Genomic DNA, 19,769 nt, shown 5'->3' on the forward strand with positions numbered 1-19,769 from the left:
TAAGGTTTCTTATTTAAACCAGATAAAAATTAAAATGTAACAATCGCTATAGCGCTCAGGGTACTAGGGTTGTTAAATTATCTGGCGATCGCTCACGGCTACATTTCACACAAATTGTTTGAGGGACTTTATGAGCGTGGTTTTCAACTGATTACAAAGCTCAAGAAAAAATTGATATAGATTTAGCTAAAGTATCCAAAAAACAAAAATGCAGATATCAACCCATCAATGGCTACTTGCAGATATTAAAAAATATACTTGATTCTGCCAAAAATTACGATATAATTTCTACATGGTTTTGCAAATTCTGCCCTAACTTTTTGGGTTAGTCCCCAAGATGAAGATGGGCGATATTTCTTGTCACTCAGTAAGGCTGTTAATGTCAGGTTAATGGTTGCATCTGGCTTCAAAACAAGTTTGTACAATCAAAAAATACCTGAGAATATATATCTGCTAGCAGTAGCGGAAACTTAAAAGTGGAGAAAATTGGGAACGAGGTGATTTTGACAGTGGTTCTGTAGTATTTTTGGTGCAAGTCTGTCTTAGGGTTCATACAATGAAACAGCTCTTCAAACAAGTATTTAGCAGTCAAAAACACCTCATCCGGCTAATTCTCCCTTTGGTGACGATTATTTTAGCAGGCTCGCTGTTTGCCACACCTGCTTTTGCCACAGGTGTGAATCAAATACCCAACCTCACAGCAGGGAATAACACCTGGGTTTTAGATCAAGGTGAAGTTATCAGCCGTCTGAATGAAGGTAAGATTAACACCGCTTTCGAGGATTTGGCCAAGCAAACAGGTAAGGAAGTTAGAATTGTTACTGTTCGCCGCCTCGACTACGGGGAAACACCGGAAAGCTTCACCAAAGAACTGTTTGAAAAATGGTTTCCTACAAAAGAAGCCCAAGCTAATGAAACTTTATTGGTTATTGATACCGTTACCAACGGTACTGCGATTGTTAGTGGTGATCAAGTAAAACCTTTACTCACTGCCTCTATTGCTGAAAGTGTAGCTACTGAAACAGTCAGTGTGCCGTTACGCAATGGTAACAAATACAATCAGGCATTTATAGATGCAAGCGATCGCCTTGTCGCCGTCCTCTCTGGCAAAGCCGATCCAGGGCCACCCCAAATTACTGAGAATGTACAGGTAGAAGGCACGTTCAAGAAAGCAGAAGAAACCAACCAAGGTAACGCTACTGCTTGGGTAGTAGGATTGTTAATTGCCGCCACCGTTATCCCAATGGCGACTTACTATATCTATCAGATAAATCAGCCATCATCTGATGGGTAATGAAAGAGTGAGTAGTTAGGAGTTTCTAACTCTCAACTCCTCACTCCTAACTTTTAATCTTGAACATACTCTTGCTCTTTGACTAAAGCTACCTCAGCCCGAACAAATTCTCGACCCAAATAAGCTGCATGATTTAATTGAGTTACAGGAGAAGGCTGAGTTTCCTCAAATATTTTCACGCAAAGTTCTTTCGCCGTCCTTCCACTAAAAACCGTCGCGTGAGTTCGTTCTACCTTTCCTCGTGCTGGAATTACCTTTCCTGTTTCAGGATCGACAGCTAAACCGCGATCGTCAATCACATTTGTGAAATGCTTGGCATAAATTAAACCTGCATCTCTATCCAAGTAAATAATGAAATATCCACCGGGATCAAGGTCAATATGACGCTGGGAAAGTTTATCATCAATTGCGGCTAAATCTTCAACTACTAAATCCATAAGCATTATAAAAAGAAATTTTCTTTCTTGAGGGTTTTTACACTATATATCCAGTGTAATTCGTCGTTCATCCTCTGCCTTGGCATTTTTCAAGAATCTCGGTTACTAAATGGCAAGTCTGCATTAATTGCCTCAATTTCCTGCTGTTCGAGTTGATTCACTTCCTTAATATAGGGACGTAAAATTTGTCCTAAACGATTATTGTAAAAGCGGTGCAAACTATGATTGGGCACAGCAGGGAATCCGCGCCGTTTTTTGTGGCGTCCACCCGCGCCAGGGTCAAAAATTTGGATATTGTTAGTGATGGCCCACTCAATCGGTGCATAATAGCAAGCATCAAAATGTAAGCAATCTATTTCTTGAAAACTTCCCCAATAGCGTCCATAGAGTTTGTCACCTTTAAACAAACAAAATGACATTCCTAAAGGATGAGAGTTATCTTGTTCGCTATATGCAGCAAAAAACAAAACTCGATGGCGATAATCGGCGTGTAGCTGCTCAAAAAACCGCCGAGTAAGATACTTGCTACCCCACCAGCCAAACTTATCACATGTGTCAGCATAGAACTGGTACATTAAAGGAAATACAGAGTAGGGAATTTCATCACCACTCAGTGGTTGTAACCGTAACCCTGCTTTCTCCACAGCTTTGCGTTCCCGCTTGATATTGCGACGCTGATTGGCGTTAAACACTTTCAAGTAGTCATCAAAAGTTTTAAAATCAGCATTTTCCCAGATGTAGCTGTGGTGCAGCCAAGTTGTAAAGCCATGCCGTTCCAGCATCGAACGCCATTGGGGATCGACATAGAGAAAATGACACCCAGAAATTCGATTTTTGGAGCAAAAGGTATCAATTTCATGCACCATTATCGCTGTGATTTCATCCTCATCTTCTCCTGGGGCAATTAAGAACCGATAACCTTCAGCTGGGGTAAATGGTGACATTCCCAGCAATTTTGGATAATATTGGACTCCAATGCGATCGGCTAACTCTGCCCATTGGTGATCGAAAACAAATTCACCAGAACTATGTCCTTTGAGATAAAGTGGCGCAGCAGCAATCAGCGTTCTATCTCGCCACAATGTCAAGTGATTTGGCAACCAACCAGTTTTAGCCGTAGCGCTGTGGGAAGTTTCGATATTGTTCAGCCACTCCCATTCCAAAAATGGCGTTTTGAGTGGCATTGCCAAAGCATTCCAGGCATTTTGGGGTACTTCAGCAATTTTGTTTGTCCAAACGACAGAATAGCGAGGCTTAAGTTGTTCCACTTTTTAGGGACTAGGGACTAGGGGACCGAGGACTGGGGAGTAGGAGGATAAGGAAAATACCCAGTACCCAATCCCCAGCCCCCAATCCCTTATTTAGGGTAATCTAATCTGCCGATCGTTGCAGGCGATAGTGCAAAAACACTTCTTGTTCCACTGTATGAACTTCCAGAAGTTGCAGCTTGGGAGCTAAATTGGGTAAAAACCCTTTCCCTTCTACAGGTGTGGGTGCGGTATTACCACCTAAAATCAGTGGACAGACAGTTAGCCATAATTCATCAATTAAATCTAATTCCAACAAGGAAGCGACTAATTCACCTCCACCTAAGATCACCAAGCGTGTTATATGTAGAGTGGCTAGATGCTTTAAAGCTGTGGGAATGTCAATTTCTCGCTTTGGTGTTTCAAAAACCAAAATCTGCTCAAATTCTGGAGGGCACTCCTGTGCTTCGGTTCCCAGAGTTGAGGTAAGCGTCTGTAAGCGTCCTTTCCATGAAAGCGCTCCCGCTGTTGTCGTGAGTAGCCAGCGTCTAACTGGTTGCCTGAAAAAGTTAATTTCCGGATTGAGGTTTGCAGAGTGTGTAGTCACTATATGAACTGGCTGCCGAGGCTTCCCTGCTTGTGTCCGAAGTTCCACTAGGATTGGATCTGATACAGTAAGTGTTGTTCCATAGGCCCGCAGAGTACCAGCACCGAATAAAACCGCATCAGAGGCCGCAATTTGCTTTTCTAAGTGTGCTTTATCAACCCTTGAGCCAAACCGAGCAGGCGATCGCCTAAAATCTGCTATTTTGCCATCTGCACTCATTGCTAAAACAACTGTAGTATGAGGACGATGTTGCAACATTAATTTAATTGATTTGATAGTTTGAATATTTTTTTGTTAGTGTATAGATTATAAAAAAATCTATGCCTACAAGCTACTATTTTGTAATTTCACTCCTGTATTTATATGCAACACAAATTGTTTCTACATCAAGCATATATGAATTTTGGTATACCACGTTTCTTTTTGACTTATAGCAATTTGTTATTTTTAAACATTGAAAATAAAATTTTGGTAATTTAATAAAATGTCTCATCTAGCTCGTCTAATTACATATCTTTGCTGTTGTGGTTTGCAGATGCAAAGTGAGACACTCGATGACTAATTACCGCCAATCTTCCTTTCGTCGAATTTTAGTAACGAGAATACTGCTTCTGTTTGTCCCAGTGTTACTTATAGGCGAGATTGTTGCCTTAAATAAGGCACGCTCTAGCATATTGGGAACTGCACGTCAAAATTTAACAGAAAGCGCCATTAGTAAAGGAGAGAGAATTAGAGATGCGATCGCTCTCTTAAGAGCTACTTTGCTAAGTGTAAGTAAAACAACGGTGATTCCGTCGGAATTACCTATACAAGAGCAAGAAATTCTCACGCAGTTAAAGCAACAACTTCCAGCTAGTATTGAGTGCATCCAATTAACGAATCTATTAAGCCAAAAAATAATTGCTAGTAGCTGTGGGGATCAAGCAATTGCAGAATTGACATTACCTTTACCTAGCGACGGAATTGATGTCAAAGCAATCTTCCCGCCAAAGACAGGAATGACTGGAAAAAGAAATGCACAAAATCAACTGCAAGTAGTGTTATCTGCACCAGTCTTTGATAGCCAAAAAAATTTAGTTTACAGTTTAAGTATTCAGTCTGCATTGTATCAACAAATCAGAAATCCACCGGGATCGCTTACAGGCGCTATGGTAGTGATTGCTGAAGATGGAACGGTTTTGGCTCACCCATTCACAGACTGGGTAGGAACTAATATTAATCACCACCCAAATGCTTCGCAACTCAAGAGCATAATAAAAAATGCCGTTGCAGGACAAAAGAGTTCGATAAATTTCTCTTTTACACAAGGTAACGAATTAGTAGCTGGCTATACGGCTATTGCAAATCCACTTACCCAACAGCAGCAAAAATGGATAGTCTTAGCTGTTACTAGTGTCGATAATGCACTTTTTGGTTTAGAGGAAATCAAACTAATCCTTATCGTTTTAACAGTTGGTTTGATTGGTGCAAGTTTGTTAGCATCCCTATACCTAGCTCCTTACTTGGCACGCCCTGTAGAAGAATTGCGAGACTATGCTCTCAATATTCACTCTCACCACGCCGCACAACCAGTTCCGCACAATTTTCAAATCCGGGAATTTAATCAACTGGCCCAAGCATTAGACCAAATGGTAGAACGGCTCAAAGCTGGGGCAGAAGAACTAGAAATAGCTTGGAAAGAAGCAAAAAGCGCTAACCAGATTAAAAGCCAGTTTTTGGCTACAACTTCTCATGAATTGAGAAACCCATTACATACTATTATTAACTGTATTCGCCTAGTTGAAGATGGCTTATGTGATAGCCGGGAAGAAGAAATGGAGTTTCTCAAACGTGCCAATGAAACAACGATTCACTTGTTAAGTATTATTAATGATTTACTCGACATTTCTAAAATCGAAGCAGGTAAGCTTTCAGTAGTCATGGCACCTCTTGACCTCCGACAAATATTGTTAGAGGTGATTAATTTACAATCAGTTAATGTTCAACAAAAGGGCTTGCAATTGAAATGCGAGTTAAATCCCCAAGTGATACCAATTAAGGCGGATGCACCAAAATTGAGGCAGGTGCTGATTAATGTTATCGGCAATGCTACTAAGTTCACTGATACAGGAAGCATCACCATTGCTACAGAAATTCAATCTAGTAATGGTAAATCTCAGGTGGTGGTCGCTGTCAAGGATACAGGTATAGGCATTGATCCCACTCAACAGCACAAACTATTTCGTCCTTTTGTAATGGTGAATGGCACAACCACGCGCCAGTTTGAAGGTACTGGACTGGGACTAGCAATTTCACGAAACTTAATTGAACTCATGGGAGGCAGTATTACTCTTGAGAGTGCGGGGCTTCATCAAGGTACGACACTGAAGATTACCTTACCCTTGATTGATATCTCGCTATTACCTGTTCCCAAGAAAGAAGGAAATGTAGGGGATCTAGAATTTTCCTCTGGGAATGACGGGGCAAAAGCAAGCCATTACCCTAGCCTACAGGAGTCTGGGAAAAATCCCTCTTTGGGGATCAACAAATCTGTAAAAGCAGGTGTAGACAAAGAGAAATCCTCGAAGTTCCAATTGCTGCTTGGAAACGAAACTTATGAGATTAGTCTTTCGCCGCAGCAAACTCTCTTGGTAAGCCTTCCAAAAGTAGAAGTTTATGCAAATGGGACTTCTAAAAGGTAATCTTTGCTAGACTCTAATTCAAAAAAAGAAATTTGGATTTTCCAGAAGATTAAAGTTGAGAGCGCTTGTCAATCAGAACAGGTTGGCCGCCTTGCTGAAGAGATAGTGTTAGAGCAGCAAGAATTTCTACTAACTGTGTGCCTACCCAACCAGATGAAATCTCTGAGGGAGTATTGTTGAGAACAGAGACAACAAAGCAGGAGCAAACTCGCCCCAATGGCTCCCCTAGCTCTAATTCCAGCACCTCCTGCCTTTGATTTACCGGAATAAATTGATTGCCCTGCTGTTCAAACTCCCCATGTAGCAGGATTAGAGGTGATGATTGCGACATTTCATCAAAAATTAAACTACCAAGGCTACCCACAATCCCCAATCGTCGCTGCTTATCAGGATTCAGCCAGCACAAGTGAATATAAGCTTGAAAGCCATCTGGGTATGTCAGTGTTACCCATACTAGGTCAGCTAGTCCTTGAGATGGAGAGTGGGTCATTTCCCCATTCCCTACTCCCCACTCCCTACTCCCCTCCCCCTGTAGCCACACTGTACCCGTAGCTTGTACTTTCACAGGAATCTGTCCTAGCCAAGCGTTAAAGATAGCAATATCGTGAATAGCTAAGTCCCACAGCGCATCAACATCTTGCCGAACAGGCCCCAAATGGGTGCGCGTCGCGTAGCCATAGCGTAAATCACCTAATTTACCCGCCTGTACTACAGTTTTTCCTCGCTCAACTGCTGGGTGAAATAAATAAGTATGGTCAACCATAAGTATCAGATTATGCTGCTCTGCTAAATAGCAAAGTTCGCGGCATTCTGCTGGGTCGAGAGTTAAGGGTTTTTCGGCTAAAACATGATATCCCTGTTGGAGAGCGTCTTTAATTAAAGTATAGTGGGTGGTAGCTGGAGTTGCGATCGCTACCCCTGTCAACTCTGGAACTTTCTTTAAATCCTCCCACTGGGTTGTTAAGACTACATTATCATCTAAATTAAACTGCTGTTTTATCGCCGCTAATCGTTCTGGATGGCGATCTACTACAGCAACTACATCTACTTGGGGATGTGCTAAGAAATTCCGCAGCAAATGCACTCCCCAACGCCCAACTCCGATGACAGCAATTTTAATTTGGTTTGTCATTAGTTATTTGTTATTAGTAATTAGTCATTGGTCATTAGTATGCAAGGAGCTTGGGACAAATGACCATTGACAATCATATTGAATTATCAGTTTATCAGCCGTGTTTTTTATTTAAGGGTTTTCCGGGTTAGGGATTGCTAAAAAGGCTACCTTAGCTGCGGCTTGTTCAGCAGTTTTGATCGAGCGACCCTTACCAACTCCAAGCTTGTTTCCATGCAGCCACACTTCAGCTACGAAACGTTCTTGATTGCGGTGCGGCTGATTTACTTCCACAACTCTATATTCTGGTAAAACTTTAAATTGTGCCTGAGTCCATTCTTGGAGAGCAGCTTTGTAATTAAGTCTGGCAGGATCGAGGCGAATTTCTGTCGTTAGTTCTTGAAAGTGGGGATCTAGCCAAGGGCGAATCAGTTCCAAATTTTGAGTGCTTAAGTAAAGCGCACCTAGAACTGCTTCAAAAGCATCTGCCAGCCGTGACTCTTGACCAACTTTATCAGCAGTAGCACTGCCAGCAACTAGTAAGTATAACTCCAAACCATAAACTCTGGCTAATTGGGCGAGGATGCGATCGCTCACTAATACCGAACGAATTGCCGCAAAATCCCCAACTGGACAATCGGGATAATTTTCCCATAACACAACAGCCGACACCAGTCGCACCACTGCATCGCCAACAAACTCCAGTTGTTCATAATTTGCCGAATCAGAGACAGTCGGATGAGTTAGCGCTAAATCCAGCAGTTCCCATTTTATAGGTGCTTTTAGCGACAAACCTAATTTTTGGACTAAACTTTCGAGTTGCCGTTGACGGCGTGGATAGGCAAGGGGCATTACATGACAAGGGGCAGGGGGCAGGGGGCAGGGGAAGCAGGGGGTAGGGGAGGCAGGGAAAAATACTTACTCCTAACTCAGCACTCAGCACTAAAAAAGGGGGGAGAGAGCAGTACATAAGCCGGGTTCTGTTCTCTTGCGAGGGCAGTTATCTATCTGGGACGCTTGTTACCAAACGCCTCTAGCGGCTCTCGTTGAGCGGAACTGGTAAAAGACCAACCGTAGTTCCTATCGCCTTGCTCCCAACCGGGGTTTACCGAGCCAGCACCTCTCGATACTGCTGGTGCGCTCTTACCGCACCTTTGCACCCTTACCAAATTTAGTTAGGAGTTATGAGTGATGAGTTAAAAGTTAATAATTCCTAACTCCTAATTCCTAACTCCTAACTGTTTTGGCGGTATCTTTCTGTGGCACTATCCTCACGATCACTCGCACTGGACGTTATCCAGCAAGTTTGGTCTTTCGGGAGCCCGGACTTTCCTCAAACCAGTAACTATGACTGATCTGCAACCGCCTGCGCCTACTCTCTCCTTAGATCCAGTGTAATCTTTGGTTGGCGTAGTATGTTGACATGGCATTACTTTTTTTTATTCCAAGGTAGAGCGTAAGTCCAAGGTAGTTTTCTGACTGTGAAAGGACAATTAATAATGCTAATGGGAGGAAAATCACGGCCTGGAGCTAGACCTAAACGCACCTCAGATATCCTTAGTACCAGTTGCAGGGAAAAGTCCAATTGTTTTCTTCTGTTAATAAAGTCGTTGTACAATTTTTTTTGTCCTTTTTGTAGCCCGTTGATATCAATTAATGGTTTTTTTGCTGAATAGGTTCCAGCTACTTGATCGCGCTCAAAAACATCTTCTGCTGTCACCGTCTCAGAAAGTGTTTTCTTGGGGGCAATCAGGCTAGGGCTTTGGGGTACTGCTAAGTCGCGGGTTAAGTCTGGTGATTTCCGAATTACGCGGCGCGATTGCTTGCTATGTTCAACTACTAAAGAACTGTTGTCCCAGTCAACGTATACAGCAACATTATCAGATTTATTTTCAATGCTAATTCCTAAATCTTTTAAATCGTCAATTGGATATGAGGATTTGAGTTTAAAAGAAATTCCAATTTTATCATCGAGATTTTGTTCTTTCAATTGTTCGTCAACGATTCCCTTTTTAAACTCAAATTTAACTTGGTCATCGATGGATTCAACCATGCGGTTAAAAACATAGGAAACGCCGATAATATAAATTGTTAAAACTACTAAATTCTGGTCACTACTCCTCATAAATCAGAATTTTAACTCCCGGTAATAATGAATATATATTTGACTTCTCGCTTATCTAGAATTGTTAATTACGCTTAATTGTTACAGAATTTTGCAGCCACCCTCGTCGCCAAAAAAAGAATAGCAAACCAAGTGCGATCGCTCCCATCGCTGCCAAGCAAATTGGGTAGCCCCAATACCAATTCAATTCCGGCATATTATATGGCGATTTTTCGGTATTGAAATTCATACCATATATTCCTGCAACAAAAGTCAGTGGAATAAAAATTGATGAAACTACCGTTAGCACCTTCATAACTTCATTCATTTTATTGCTCACTGCCGAAAGGTACACATCCATTAATCCAGATGCTAGCTCTCGATAAGTTTCCACCATATCCATCACTTGCACTGTATGGTCATAACAATCTCGCAAGTAGATTCGTACTTCTTCACCAATTAGTTCGCTGCCATCTCGAATTAAAGAATTAATTGCATCTCGCTGGGGCCAGATAGCACGACGTAGTTGCAGTAATTCTCGTCTAATTTGATAAATATTTTGTAGTGTTTGCGGAGTAGGTTTAATTATTACTTCCTCTTCTAACTCTTCGATTCGCTCCCCATAAAGCTCCAGTACTGGGAAAAAGCCATCAATAATCGCATCTAACACGGCATAAGCTAAATAATCGGCTCCCTGTTTGCGAATGATCCCTTTGTTTTTTTCAATCCGCGATCGCACTCCTTCAAAACAATCATGTTCCGGTTCTTCTTGGACTGTCAGTAAGTAATTTTTCCCTAATATCAAACTCACTTGTTCGCTGTAAAAACCACATATTCTTTCCTTTGCTACTACCATGCGGCTAATGAATAGCAATTGGTCTTCATAATCCTCTGTTTTCGGACGCTCCGGTACATTAACTATATCTTCTAAAACTAAAGGATGTAACTCAAAAACGTTACCCAATCGTTGTAATATGTCTTGACTTCCTAAACCTTGTACATCTACCCAAGAAATAGATTCGCTATCAAGATAGGGGGCACACTCCTCTGGAGTTACTATTTGTTCGCGAGTGAAATGGGTTTGGTTATAGTCAATCAAGAAAATTATCGGTGGTGGAGCATCTGCATCAATAAAAATGGTTCCAGGTACAGTACCTGGTTGGTGATAGAACTCATCTTCATGTGGCTTATTTACTATTTTGGAAAGAGGATGCAGTTTTCGTGCCATGCAATATTACCTAATAGTATTAGTTATTAGTCATTTGTCATTAGTAAAAATAATTGACTCGTGGTAACTGACAACTTACACGTAATTTTACAAAAATTAATACAAAGACAGCAATTTTTAGATTAAGCAATTATTTAAGTTGCTAATTTGGTCATCAACATTTTGTTGGTAGTCAGTTGTATGGGCACAGCAATGCTGTGCCCCTACGATATGTGTGGTTTAAATAGATGAAGCTGCTGTAAGTTTATTTACGTTCAGTGAGTTACCAGCAATACAGATAACATATTGCTTCTGAATCAGCAATGCTATAAAAAAACAGTTTGCCTTGGCAAGACAAACTGCTAAAAAAATATTTATTTGGGTGAGGAGAAGTTAGAACATACCCATGCCGCCCATGCCGCCCATGCCACCCATGCCACCCATACCGCCCATGCCGCCCATATCAGGGGCAGGAGCAGCGGATTTCTTCTCTGGCTTTTCAACAACGATCGCTTCGGTGGTTAAGACCAAACCAGCAATGGAACCAGCGTTTTGCAAAGCTGAACGCACGACTTTGGCAGGGTCAATAATACCAGCAGCGATTAAGTCTTCAAATTCGCCGGTAGCGGCGTTGTAGCCAATGTTGAAGTCGCTATCTCGGACTCTAGAGACGATAACAGAACCTTCAGCACCAGCGTTATCTGCTATTTGACGCAAGGGAGCTTCTAGCGCTCGTCCGACTATATCAGCCCCAATCTTTTCTTCTTCATTTTCCAGGCTATTTTTAATCGCTTCTACCGCCTTGGCTAAGTGAATTAGGGTCGTCCCACCACCAGGAACAATACCTTCTTCCACGGCGGCTTTAGTAGCGTTCAGCGCGTCTTCAATCCGCAGTTTGCGGTCTTTGAGTTCGGTTTCGGTTGCCGCACCCACTTTAATCACTGCCACACCGCCAGCGAGCTTGGCGATGCGTTCTTGCAGTTTTTCTTGATCGTACTCAGAATCGGTTTCTTCCAACTGTCTGCGAATTTGACCAATCCGCTTTTGTACTTCTGGCTTGGTGACACTGCCAGCTACAATGGTGGTGCTTTCTTTGTCAATGGTGATTTTGCGAGCAGTTCCCAAAGCTTCTAGAGAAGCAGTATCCAGACTTAAGCCGATTTCTTCAGAAATCAACTGTCCATCGGTGAGAATAGCAATATCTTCTAACAAAGCTTTGCGACGATCGCCAAACCCAGGCGCTTTGATTGCAGCTACAGTAAGTACACCCCGCGCTTTGTTCACTACCAAAGTTGCCAAAGCATCACCTTCGACATCTTCAGCGATGATCAGCAAGGGCTGACCAGAACGGGCGACTTTTTCCAAAATCGGCACTAAATCTTGGATACTGCTGATTTTTTTGTCAGTAACCAGGATCCGGGCGTTTTCAAATTCCACGATTTGCCGCTCGTTGTTGGTGACGAAGTAGGGAGAAATATAACCCCTGTCAATCTGCATCCCCTCAACTACTTCTAGTTCAGTGGTTAGAGATTTAGATTCTTCAACGGTAATGACACCATCTTTGGTGACTTTTTCCATTGCTTGGGCTAACATTTGACCAACTTCTTCATCGTTACCAGCAGAGACAGTGGCAACTTGAGCGATCGCACTCCCTTCTACTGGCTTGGCTATGTTGGCAATTTCTAGTACCAATGCCTCAATGGTTTTGTCGATCCCGCGCTTCAAACTAACCGGGTTACTACCCGCCGCGACGTTCTTCAAACCTTCCCGAATCAAGGCTTGTGCTAAAACTGTTGCGGTGGTTGTACCATCCCCAGCGACATCTTTCGTTTTTGACGCTACTTCCTGGATGAGTCTTGCACCAGTATTTTCCAAAGGATCTTCTAATTCAATTTCCTTGGCAACAGTGATACCATCGTTGACAATTTGAGGTGCGCCAAATTTTTTCTCTAAAAGGACATTGCGACCTTTGGGCCCCAAGGTGATTTTTACGGCATCGGCAAGGGCGTTAACACCCCTTTCTAGAGCTCGCCGCGATTCCTCGTCAAATGCAATAATTTTCGCCATGTTTTATTTCTCTAGCGCTTCCATTAGACAATTTAGCACTCACAGGGCAAGAGTGCTAATCTCCCAAGCGGCTCAAGTTACAAATGGAAATAAAAAAATTGATTAATATACAGGTGATGCTCATATTAGATACAGGCAGTAATGCTTGAATTGGGAGATGAATCTAGACAACTCCCTTAAGTCCCTCGGTATTGCCGACCCTAGCGGCACCGGCTGGTTGGCGGTAGTATTTACGTTTCTCTTGGCTTGGCTTGTAACGTGGCGTTTAATTCCGACAGTACGCAAATTCGCCTTGCGGGTAGGTTGGGCTGACCAACCCAATGCACGGCGACTCAACCGAGAACCTTTGCCTAATGCAGGGGGGCTAGCTATCTACGCAGGTGTAATTGCCGCACTGGTATTAGCTAGCCTTTTACGACCTATCGAACTCCAAAACGTACTGGCTCAGGTACTGACTATTCTGTTAGGAGGTTCGATATTAGTTCTTGTGGGCTTTATCGATGATCAGTTCGGCTTACCACCCTCTGTTCGATTGTGGGCGCAAATTATCACGGCCCTGTTGCTGGTTGCTAATGGGATCAGTGTCAGAGTTATGTTTGGCACCCCCATTGACTCGCTCCTGTCTATGTCGCTAACAGTACTATGGGTAGTAGGGATTACCAACGCCATCAACTTGATGGATGGTATGGATGGTTTGGCAGGAGGAATCAGCTTTATTACCGCCATGAGTTTGTTGGGGGTTGCAGCCCAATTTAACAATCGTGCTGCGGCAATTTTGGTATTAGCAGCCTTAGGGGGTGCAGCATTAGGCTTTTTGCGCCATAACTTCCATCCGTCACGGATTATTATGGGTGATGCCGGAGCATACTTTTTCGGCTATGTGCTGGCAGCAACTAGTATTTTAGGTAAACTACAACAAAACACAGTTTATGCGCTAATTCCCACGGTTTTATTTCTATTATTGCCAGTGCTAGACACCACCCAAGTATTTGTGCGGCGGCTATTAGCAGGAAATAACCCTCTAAGTACTCCTGGCAAAGACCATTTGCACCACCGCTTACTTGCTTGGGGACTTTCTCAGCGCAATGCTGCGTTCACCCTTTGGTCAATTACTCTAGTTTTTAACTTGCTGGCGATGAGAGTACAAGGTATGAGTTTGGCTGTGATACTGACTACCGCCAGTAGCATTATTCTTCTTTTGGGCTTTACTATCTGGCAAAGGATACATCAACAACCTTAATCACTTGTAGGGTGGGCATCGCAGTGCTAGCCCTACTATGGTTTATTTTCTACTGTGGCAAAATTATGATATACACCTGATGTGAATTAGAAATGCCTCTTATCCCACAAGGGTTTCTAAATTCGCCCAAAATTATTGTTTTGAGGCTACCGACGAAATTACAAAGGCTTCAAAACTTAATTTACATTAAACGTAATATAGATTTTTAAGAAATTAATTATTTATGTATGAAGTACCTACTAGCGCTAAATTGCACGCTTGATAGATAGAGCTTATTAGCTTGATGTAATTATTAATATTAATACTTAATTAATATTTAGAAACTATTGTAAAAATTATACTACTTAAAAAGTTATCTGTGTTAAATATCAGAAGCTAAAGCTTGGACTGAACACTCAGAATTAACTTTTATTCATGCGTAAATTCTATCTACTTCAACATAACCAATGAAAAAAACAAGTGTAAAGCTAATTGCTGCTGTTGTGCTTTTGTCAACACTTGGAAGTCCGGCACAAGCGCAATTCAATCTTAACGAATCTTGGACGCAAAATCCCTATTTTGGAAGCCGGGGAACATTCTTTGCCGATGTGACAGGCGATGGCAGAGCTGATGCCATTGTGGTTAACAATGACAAAGTAACTGTCCGACGCTCCAATGGTTCTAGTTTTACTGATAACGAATCTTGGACGCAGAATCCCTATTTCGGAAGCCGGGGAACATTTTTTGCTGATGTTACAGGCGATGGTAGAGCTGATGCCATTGTGGTTAACAATGACAAAGTAACTGTCCGACGCTCCAACGGTTCTAGTTTTACTGATAACGAGTCCTGGACGCAGAATCCCTATTTCGGAAGCCGGGGAACATTTTTTGCTGATGTTACAGGCGATGGTAGAGCTGATGCCATTGTGGTTAACAATGACAAAGTAACTGTCCGACGCTCCAACGGTTCTAGTTTTACTGATAACGAATCTTGGACGCAGAATCCCTATTTCGGAAGCCGGGGAACATTTTTTGCTGATGTTACAGGCGATGGCAGAGCTGATGCCATTGTGGTTAACAATGACAAAGTAACTGTCCGACGCTCCAACGGTTTTAGTTTTACTGATAACGAATCCTTCACACAGAATCCCTATTTCGGAAGACGGGGAACATTCTTTGCTGATGTTACAGGCGATGGCAGTGCTGATGCCATTGTGGTTAACAACGACAAAGTAACTGTCAGAAGGGCATTTTAGGGGTGTTTGATAATTAGCTGAAGATTTCTTGGAAGTCCCTAAATCGGCGATCACCAGATAAAATCGGTGCGTTACGCTGTAGGCTAACGCACCCTACAAAAATTAGTATTTAGGCCATCACCATACCGCCATCGACGTTAAAGACCTGTCCAGTGATGTAGTTGGCCGCGGAATCGGCGGCAAGAAAGCGCACCATCCCAGCGACTTCTTCTGGCTGACCGAAACGGCCGAGTGGGATGTATTTGAGAATATCTTCGGGGTTGTTGAGATCGCTGGTCATGTCGGTAGTGATGAAACCAGGAGCGACGGCGTTAACGGTGATTCCACGAGAGGCAAGTTCTTTGGCAACGCTTTTAGTGAAGCCGATTACACCTGCTTTGGCGGCGCTGTAGTTTGACTGACCTGGGTTGCCCATTTGCCCAGCAACGGAGGTAATGTTGATAATTCGCCCCGATCGCTGTTTGAGCATGATTTTACTGACAGCTCGTGTACATAAGAAAACACCAGTTAAATTAAGGTCTATCACAGCTTGCCAATCTTCTGGCTTCAAACGTAAAAGCAGCGTGTCGCGGGTAATACCTGCGTTGTTAACTAAGATATCCACACGGCTGAACTTTTCCATAACGGCGTTAACTAGTGCGTCTACTTGATCGCTTTTAGAAACGTCTGCTTGGATAGCGATCGCCTGACCTCCCGCACTTGTAATTTCTGTAACAACTGACTCAGCAGCTGCACTGGAACTGGCATAATTGACAACTGCGATCGCTCCCTGTGTAGCTAATTCAATTGCGATCGCTCGCCCAATTCCTCGTGATGCACCTGTGACAATTGCGACTTTATCTTGTAATAGTGTCATTTGATGTTCCTCAATCTTAAAAATACCGCGCTAATTATCTTATGGTGATTTAGGGAACATCTGAATGAATATTGTCTGGATAAGTAAATGTCTATAGTTATTTCTCTGTTAAGAGATGAAAAAATTGAAGCAATATATATTGTTGATTTAATGTATAGCTGCAATGCCGATAGCGTACTCTTACCCAGAAGCACGCGCAGCGTCTCCTAGAAAAGATCATAGCCCGTCGTAGACATCGCTTGATTGGATAAACTAGCAGTGTTGGAGCCACAAACGTCGTAGACATCACTTTCGTGAATGCTTGTATAGTTGTTATTTGGTTAACTCAAATAAATTTAAATACATATCTAATGCATATACACAAATATAAACAACATATGTCTTTTATTATAATTATTTAAGATTTTTGGCTTGTGAATCAGTCTATATTGATTAATTTAATCCTTTCCCAACAAAAACCTATGAACCTATACCGCTTTTATTTTCTAAGAATTATTATTGAAACAAACAATTGAAAATCGGTCTGTATCACATGGCAACTAAAAAGCAATTTAACAGCTTTGAAGAGATGCTGTCTGCTTCTGATGTACCTGTATTAGTAGATTTTTACGCTGACTGGTGTGGCCCATGTCAAATGATGGTGCCAATTTTAGAGCAAGTCAATGCCCAACTTCAGGATCGCCTGCGAATTGTCAAAATCGACACGGAAAAATACACAGATTTAGCCAGTCAATATAAAATTTCCGCTCTACCAACCTTAGTACTATTTAAGCAGGGTCAGCCTGTGGATCGGATAGAGGGAGTCATGCAAGCACCGCAGTTGGTGCAATATCTACAAACAAAGGTTTAAGCTAACACTTAAAATTTGGATTTTAGCCGCCAGAGGCGCGAAATATCGCGTCTTTTTTAGTGGGGATGCATAGCTGTAGCCGTACGAATCACCGTGTAAAATCTTAAGTAAATATTAAGCATATCTACTTATATGTCTAGAGAATGTAGTTTAGAAATTGAGATGGCTATATTGTATAGATATAAAAAAATATCTTGACAAGCCAAAAAATTTATGAATAACAAGCAGAAAAGATTTAACAAAGCCTATATTTGGGTGAATATTGATTTTGATAAAGTTCAACATAGAATAAATGCGGTAACTTACCAGATTGAGCAGGTTATAAAGAAGTACCAACCTTCAAATCAAAGCGATAACCCAGGCAAAAGGAACAATTAGGTTATGTGTAGAGCAATGTCTACGCAGTATTTTTTAGAACTCAGATAGGATTGCTATATCTCATACTTCTGGTGTTGATTACAGAAAATTGCAGGAACTATTGGTAGAAAAAGGGTAGGAAGCTAGATACAGAAACCTACTCTACGATGTTCAAAATATTTGATCGTGAAGTAATTGAAGATAGTCCAAGTGTCAGGTTTAGCTTAGGCGTAGCCTAACCTAGACATCGCATCAGTTTTGCACATCACATTTTAGCAAAATAAACAATATCTGACAGTAAGTAGTATTTTTAACAAAACATTTGTAACTACCCTTGCAGTTTATTTACCCACCGCCTGCTATTCTTATAGTTACTTCGGTCTGTCATAGCAGATAGATTATCCTCAATAATGTTTTTATTTGTTAGCGCTCATATACCATCCGGGTTATGTGGGTGCTTTTACTTTATCCTTCATGGCAAAAATCCGGTTTAATTTTGAGGCGATGTCTGGTGTTTGGTACACTAAGCTGACACTGAAGCTTTAACTTGACCAAAACGGCGATCGCGTCTTTGGTAGCTCAACAAAGCCTGATGAAATGCTTCTCTATTAAAATCTGGCCAAAGAATATCGGTGAAATACATCTCTGTATACGCCATTTGCCATAAAAGAAAATTACTCAATCGCATCTCACCACTAGTACGAATCAGCAAATCGGGTTCTGGAGTATCTGCTGTGTAGAGATGTTGTTCTACAAGACTTTCATTCACTTCTTGGGGACTTAGTTCGCCCTGTTGCACGAGTTGAGCGACTTGACGGCAAACTCTGGTAATTTCGTTACGGCTACCATAGTTGACTGCAACAGTAAAGTGGATTGCTTGATTGTTCAACGTCTCTGTCATTGAACATTCCATTTCCGTTTGTAGAGACTTGGGTAAAGCCGATAAATCTCCAATAAATGAGATTCGTACTCCTTCTTGATGCATCTGGGCCAACTCGCGGTGTAGTAATCGCTCAAACAAATGCATCAGAAAATCCACTTCTTCAACGGGACGCTGCCAATTTTCTGTTGAGAAAGCATAGGCTGTCAACGCTTGGACTCCCCAATCCTTGCAGCAACGTAATAGTTCTTTGAGTGTCTTTGCTCCTTGGCGATGTCCAGCAATGCGCGGTAATCCTCGATTGGTTGCCCATCGTCCGTTACCATCCATGATGACGGCAATATGTTGGGGAATTTTTTGGGGGTTTAAATCGGTGGGTAATTTTGATTTGTTATTTGTCATTCGTTTTTACTCCAAATAAATCTTGCAGATACTCTGGTGTGAGGGTGTTGTTCCAACTCCACAGACGATGCATTGTGTAGATGAAGGTGAAGAGGAGAGTTGTTTTGTTGGTTAATGACCAAGCATTCCAGTTGAGGGTAGCCATCATGCGGCGGAGGGTACGCATCAGGTTGTTACGTGGATAGTTCTGTGATCGCGTTTTGATCAGCGTGCGTCCAATTCGCATCAATCCAGTATCAGGGAAAGTCCAAATCCCAAAACCCCAGAATTTGGTCATGTGATTGACTTCATCCTGTGCTAGTTCCTCTAAAACATCCTGGAGTGCGCCAGTGGTGTGAGCCATCAACCAGATATAAAGACAGGTAGCACCGTATTCTGTGGCAATGCGGTGTAAGCCGTGGCGATATAAGTCTTCGTGAGCGTCATCTGTAGGGAGATAGCTTCTAACAGTACGAAGTTTTGGGGTAATTTTCTCGCCTGTTAATTGGGTGTAGATTTTGATTAATGCAGGTGTATGTTGACGTTCTTCCTTTTCCCATAAACCAAGTTCCAGGAGTTCGCCATCTTCTCCAACTGTTCCACCAACAAACCGAGCCATTTGAGGATGCAATTTTTCCAAATACTGCCGACTGGTTTGGGTATAGCCGCGAATGGGAGCTTCTGTATCCATCGCACCTATTAATATAGATAAAAATACCTCTGCGTCTAAGCCGATAATTTGATTGCGGTTAATCGTCTGCCAATCAATGGGTTTCCAGGGACGCGGTTGGGGGTTGGTAAACTGTATCGGTAAATCTTGCAGACGTTCATGTAGTTTTTCGACTGCAATATATCTATCTATAAGTGAACGAATGCGGCGCTGTGTTTGCAAGTAATGAGGACTAAGATAGCTTTGACCTGCTAAGTCTTCTGTAAGTGGGCTGAGGGTGTTAAGCATATTTTTATACTTAATTTTTTATCTCTATACCCAATAGCCTAAGCGATCGCACTTCCTTTTGTCAGTCGGCTGAAGTCGGCAGTTTTATGTGATAGGGTTGCAAAAGTCTGGGGAAAAGTCTTTAGTGTAGTATAAATGTATTGTATAAAGGTTTATCAAGTATGAAGGTCTACGATATATACTCAAAACGCCAAAAAAGACTTATGGGCGACTTCCCTGATGTTTATCAGTATGTCGACGGCTAGTACAATTCTATT

At 42.1% G+C, this 19,769-nt stretch carries 16 protein-coding genes and 1 other RNA gene; 5 read left to right on the forward strand and 12 right to left on the reverse strand.

Going from position 1 to position 19,769, the window contains the following annotated elements; translation table 11 throughout:
- Nucleotides 1-556: 556 nt before the first annotated feature.
- Nucleotides 557-1,294, forward strand: coding sequence for a TPM domain-containing protein (locus tag H6G96_RS10910; RefSeq protein WP_190911461.1), 738 nt, complete (start codon nucleotides 557-559; stop codon nucleotides 1,292-1,294).
- A gap of 53 nt (nucleotides 1,295-1,347) precedes the next feature.
- Here H6G96_RS10910 and H6G96_RS10915 read toward each other — a convergent pair whose 3' ends face one another.
- The 3 genes from H6G96_RS10915 to H6G96_RS10925 all read right to left on the reverse strand — a co-directional run bounded on the left by H6G96_RS10915 (nucleotide 1,348) and on the right by H6G96_RS10925 (nucleotide 3,843).
- Nucleotides 1,348-1,731 carry a DUF4346 domain-containing protein gene (locus H6G96_RS10915; protein WP_190911462.1) on the reverse strand — a complete coding sequence of 128 codons (384 nt, stop codon included), beginning with the start codon at nucleotides 1,729-1,731 and terminating at the stop codon, nucleotides 1,348-1,350.
- Between the two features lie 89 nt (nucleotides 1,732-1,820).
- Nucleotides 1,821-2,999, reverse strand: coding sequence for a GNAT family N-acetyltransferase (locus H6G96_RS10920; RefSeq protein WP_190911463.1), 1,179 nt, complete (start codon nucleotides 2,997-2,999; stop codon nucleotides 1,821-1,823).
- Between the two features lie 103 nt (nucleotides 3,000-3,102).
- Nucleotides 3,103-3,843, reverse strand: a complete 741-nt coding sequence (locus H6G96_RS10925) for a RibD family protein (protein ID WP_190911464.1) — start codon at nucleotides 3,841-3,843, stop codon at nucleotides 3,103-3,105.
- A gap of 296 nt (nucleotides 3,844-4,139) precedes the next feature.
- On the opposite strand from H6G96_RS10925, the gene H6G96_RS10930 reads away from it, so the two are divergent.
- Nucleotides 4,140-6,266, forward strand: coding sequence for a sensor histidine kinase (locus H6G96_RS10930; RefSeq protein ID WP_190911465.1), 2,127 nt, complete (start codon nucleotides 4,140-4,142; stop codon nucleotides 6,264-6,266).
- A 49-nt stretch (nucleotides 6,267-6,315) separates the two neighbouring features.
- Here the strand turns inward: H6G96_RS10930 and H6G96_RS10935 are convergent, their stop codons facing one another.
- The 6 genes from H6G96_RS10935 to groL all read right to left on the reverse strand — a co-directional run bounded on the left by H6G96_RS10935 (nucleotide 6,316) and on the right by groL (nucleotide 12,755).
- The gene (locus H6G96_RS10935; RefSeq protein ID WP_190911466.1) at nucleotides 6,316-7,398 is read right to left on the reverse strand and encodes a Gfo/Idh/MocA family oxidoreductase; all 1,083 of its coding nucleotides are present in this window, start codon (nucleotides 7,396-7,398) and stop codon (nucleotides 6,316-6,318) included.
- 111 nt (nucleotides 7,399-7,509) lie between these two features.
- A complete protein-coding gene (gene rnc / locus H6G96_RS10940; protein ID WP_190911467.1) occupies nucleotides 7,510-8,229 on the reverse strand; it encodes a ribonuclease III in 720 nt (239 codons plus the stop codon).
- Nucleotides 8,230-8,330: 101 nt separating this feature from the next.
- Nucleotides 8,331-8,757: RNase P RNA component class A (gene rnpB / locus H6G96_RS10945), an RNA gene on the reverse strand.
- A 49-nt stretch (nucleotides 8,758-8,806) separates the two neighbouring features.
- Nucleotides 8,807-9,502: a hypothetical protein gene (locus H6G96_RS10950; protein WP_190911468.1), complete on the reverse strand. Its 696-nt coding sequence runs from the start codon at nucleotides 9,500-9,502 to the stop codon at nucleotides 8,807-8,809.
- A gap of 64 nt (nucleotides 9,503-9,566) precedes the next feature.
- A complete protein-coding gene (gene corA / locus H6G96_RS10955; RefSeq protein ID WP_190911469.1) occupies nucleotides 9,567-10,709 on the reverse strand; it encodes a magnesium/cobalt transporter CorA in 1,143 nt (380 codons plus the stop codon).
- Nucleotides 10,710-11,081: 372 nt separating this feature from the next.
- Entirely contained in the window at nucleotides 11,082-12,755 is a 1,674-nt protein-coding gene (gene groL, locus H6G96_RS10960; protein WP_190911470.1) for a chaperonin GroEL, read from the reverse strand.
- A 157-nt stretch (nucleotides 12,756-12,912) separates the two neighbouring features.
- Between groL and H6G96_RS10965 the strand changes: the two genes are divergently transcribed.
- Complete coding sequence (locus tag H6G96_RS10965) at nucleotides 12,913-13,995, forward strand: MraY family glycosyltransferase (protein WP_190911471.1); 1,083 nt, start codon at nucleotides 12,913-12,915, stop codon at nucleotides 13,993-13,995.
- A gap of 446 nt (nucleotides 13,996-14,441) precedes the next feature.
- On the forward strand, nucleotides 14,442-15,230 hold the full coding sequence (locus H6G96_RS10970) for a VCBS repeat-containing protein (protein ID WP_190911472.1): 789 nt from the start codon (nucleotides 14,442-14,444) through the stop codon (nucleotides 15,228-15,230).
- A gap of 109 nt (nucleotides 15,231-15,339) precedes the next feature.
- Here H6G96_RS10970 and fabG read toward each other — a convergent pair whose 3' ends face one another.
- Nucleotides 15,340-16,086, reverse strand: coding sequence for a 3-oxoacyl-[acyl-carrier-protein] reductase (gene fabG / locus H6G96_RS10975; protein WP_190911473.1), 747 nt, complete (start codon nucleotides 16,084-16,086; stop codon nucleotides 15,340-15,342).
- Between the two features lie 532 nt (nucleotides 16,087-16,618).
- On the opposite strand from fabG, the gene trxA reads away from it, so the two are divergent.
- Nucleotides 16,619-16,936: a thioredoxin gene (trxA, locus tag H6G96_RS10980; RefSeq protein WP_190911474.1), complete on the forward strand. Its 318-nt coding sequence runs from the start codon at nucleotides 16,619-16,621 to the stop codon at nucleotides 16,934-16,936.
- A gap of 880 nt (nucleotides 16,937-17,816) precedes the next feature.
- Here the strand turns inward: trxA and H6G96_RS10985 are convergent.
- A complete protein-coding gene (locus tag H6G96_RS10985) occupies nucleotides 17,817-18,575 on the reverse strand; it encodes an isoprenyl transferase (protein WP_190911475.1) in 759 nt (252 codons plus the stop codon).
- A complete protein-coding gene (locus tag H6G96_RS10990) occupies nucleotides 18,565-19,512 on the reverse strand; it encodes a ferritin-like domain-containing protein (protein ID WP_190911476.1) in 948 nt (315 codons plus the stop codon). Before H6G96_RS10990 ends, H6G96_RS10985 begins: the two co-directional genes overlap by 11 nt.
- Nucleotides 19,513-19,769 lie beyond the last annotated feature (257 nt).

It is taken from the genome of Nostoc sp. FACHB-892, assembly GCF_014698795.1.
Lineage (GTDB): Bacteria > Cyanobacteriota > Cyanobacteriia > Cyanobacteriales > Nostocaceae > Nostoc.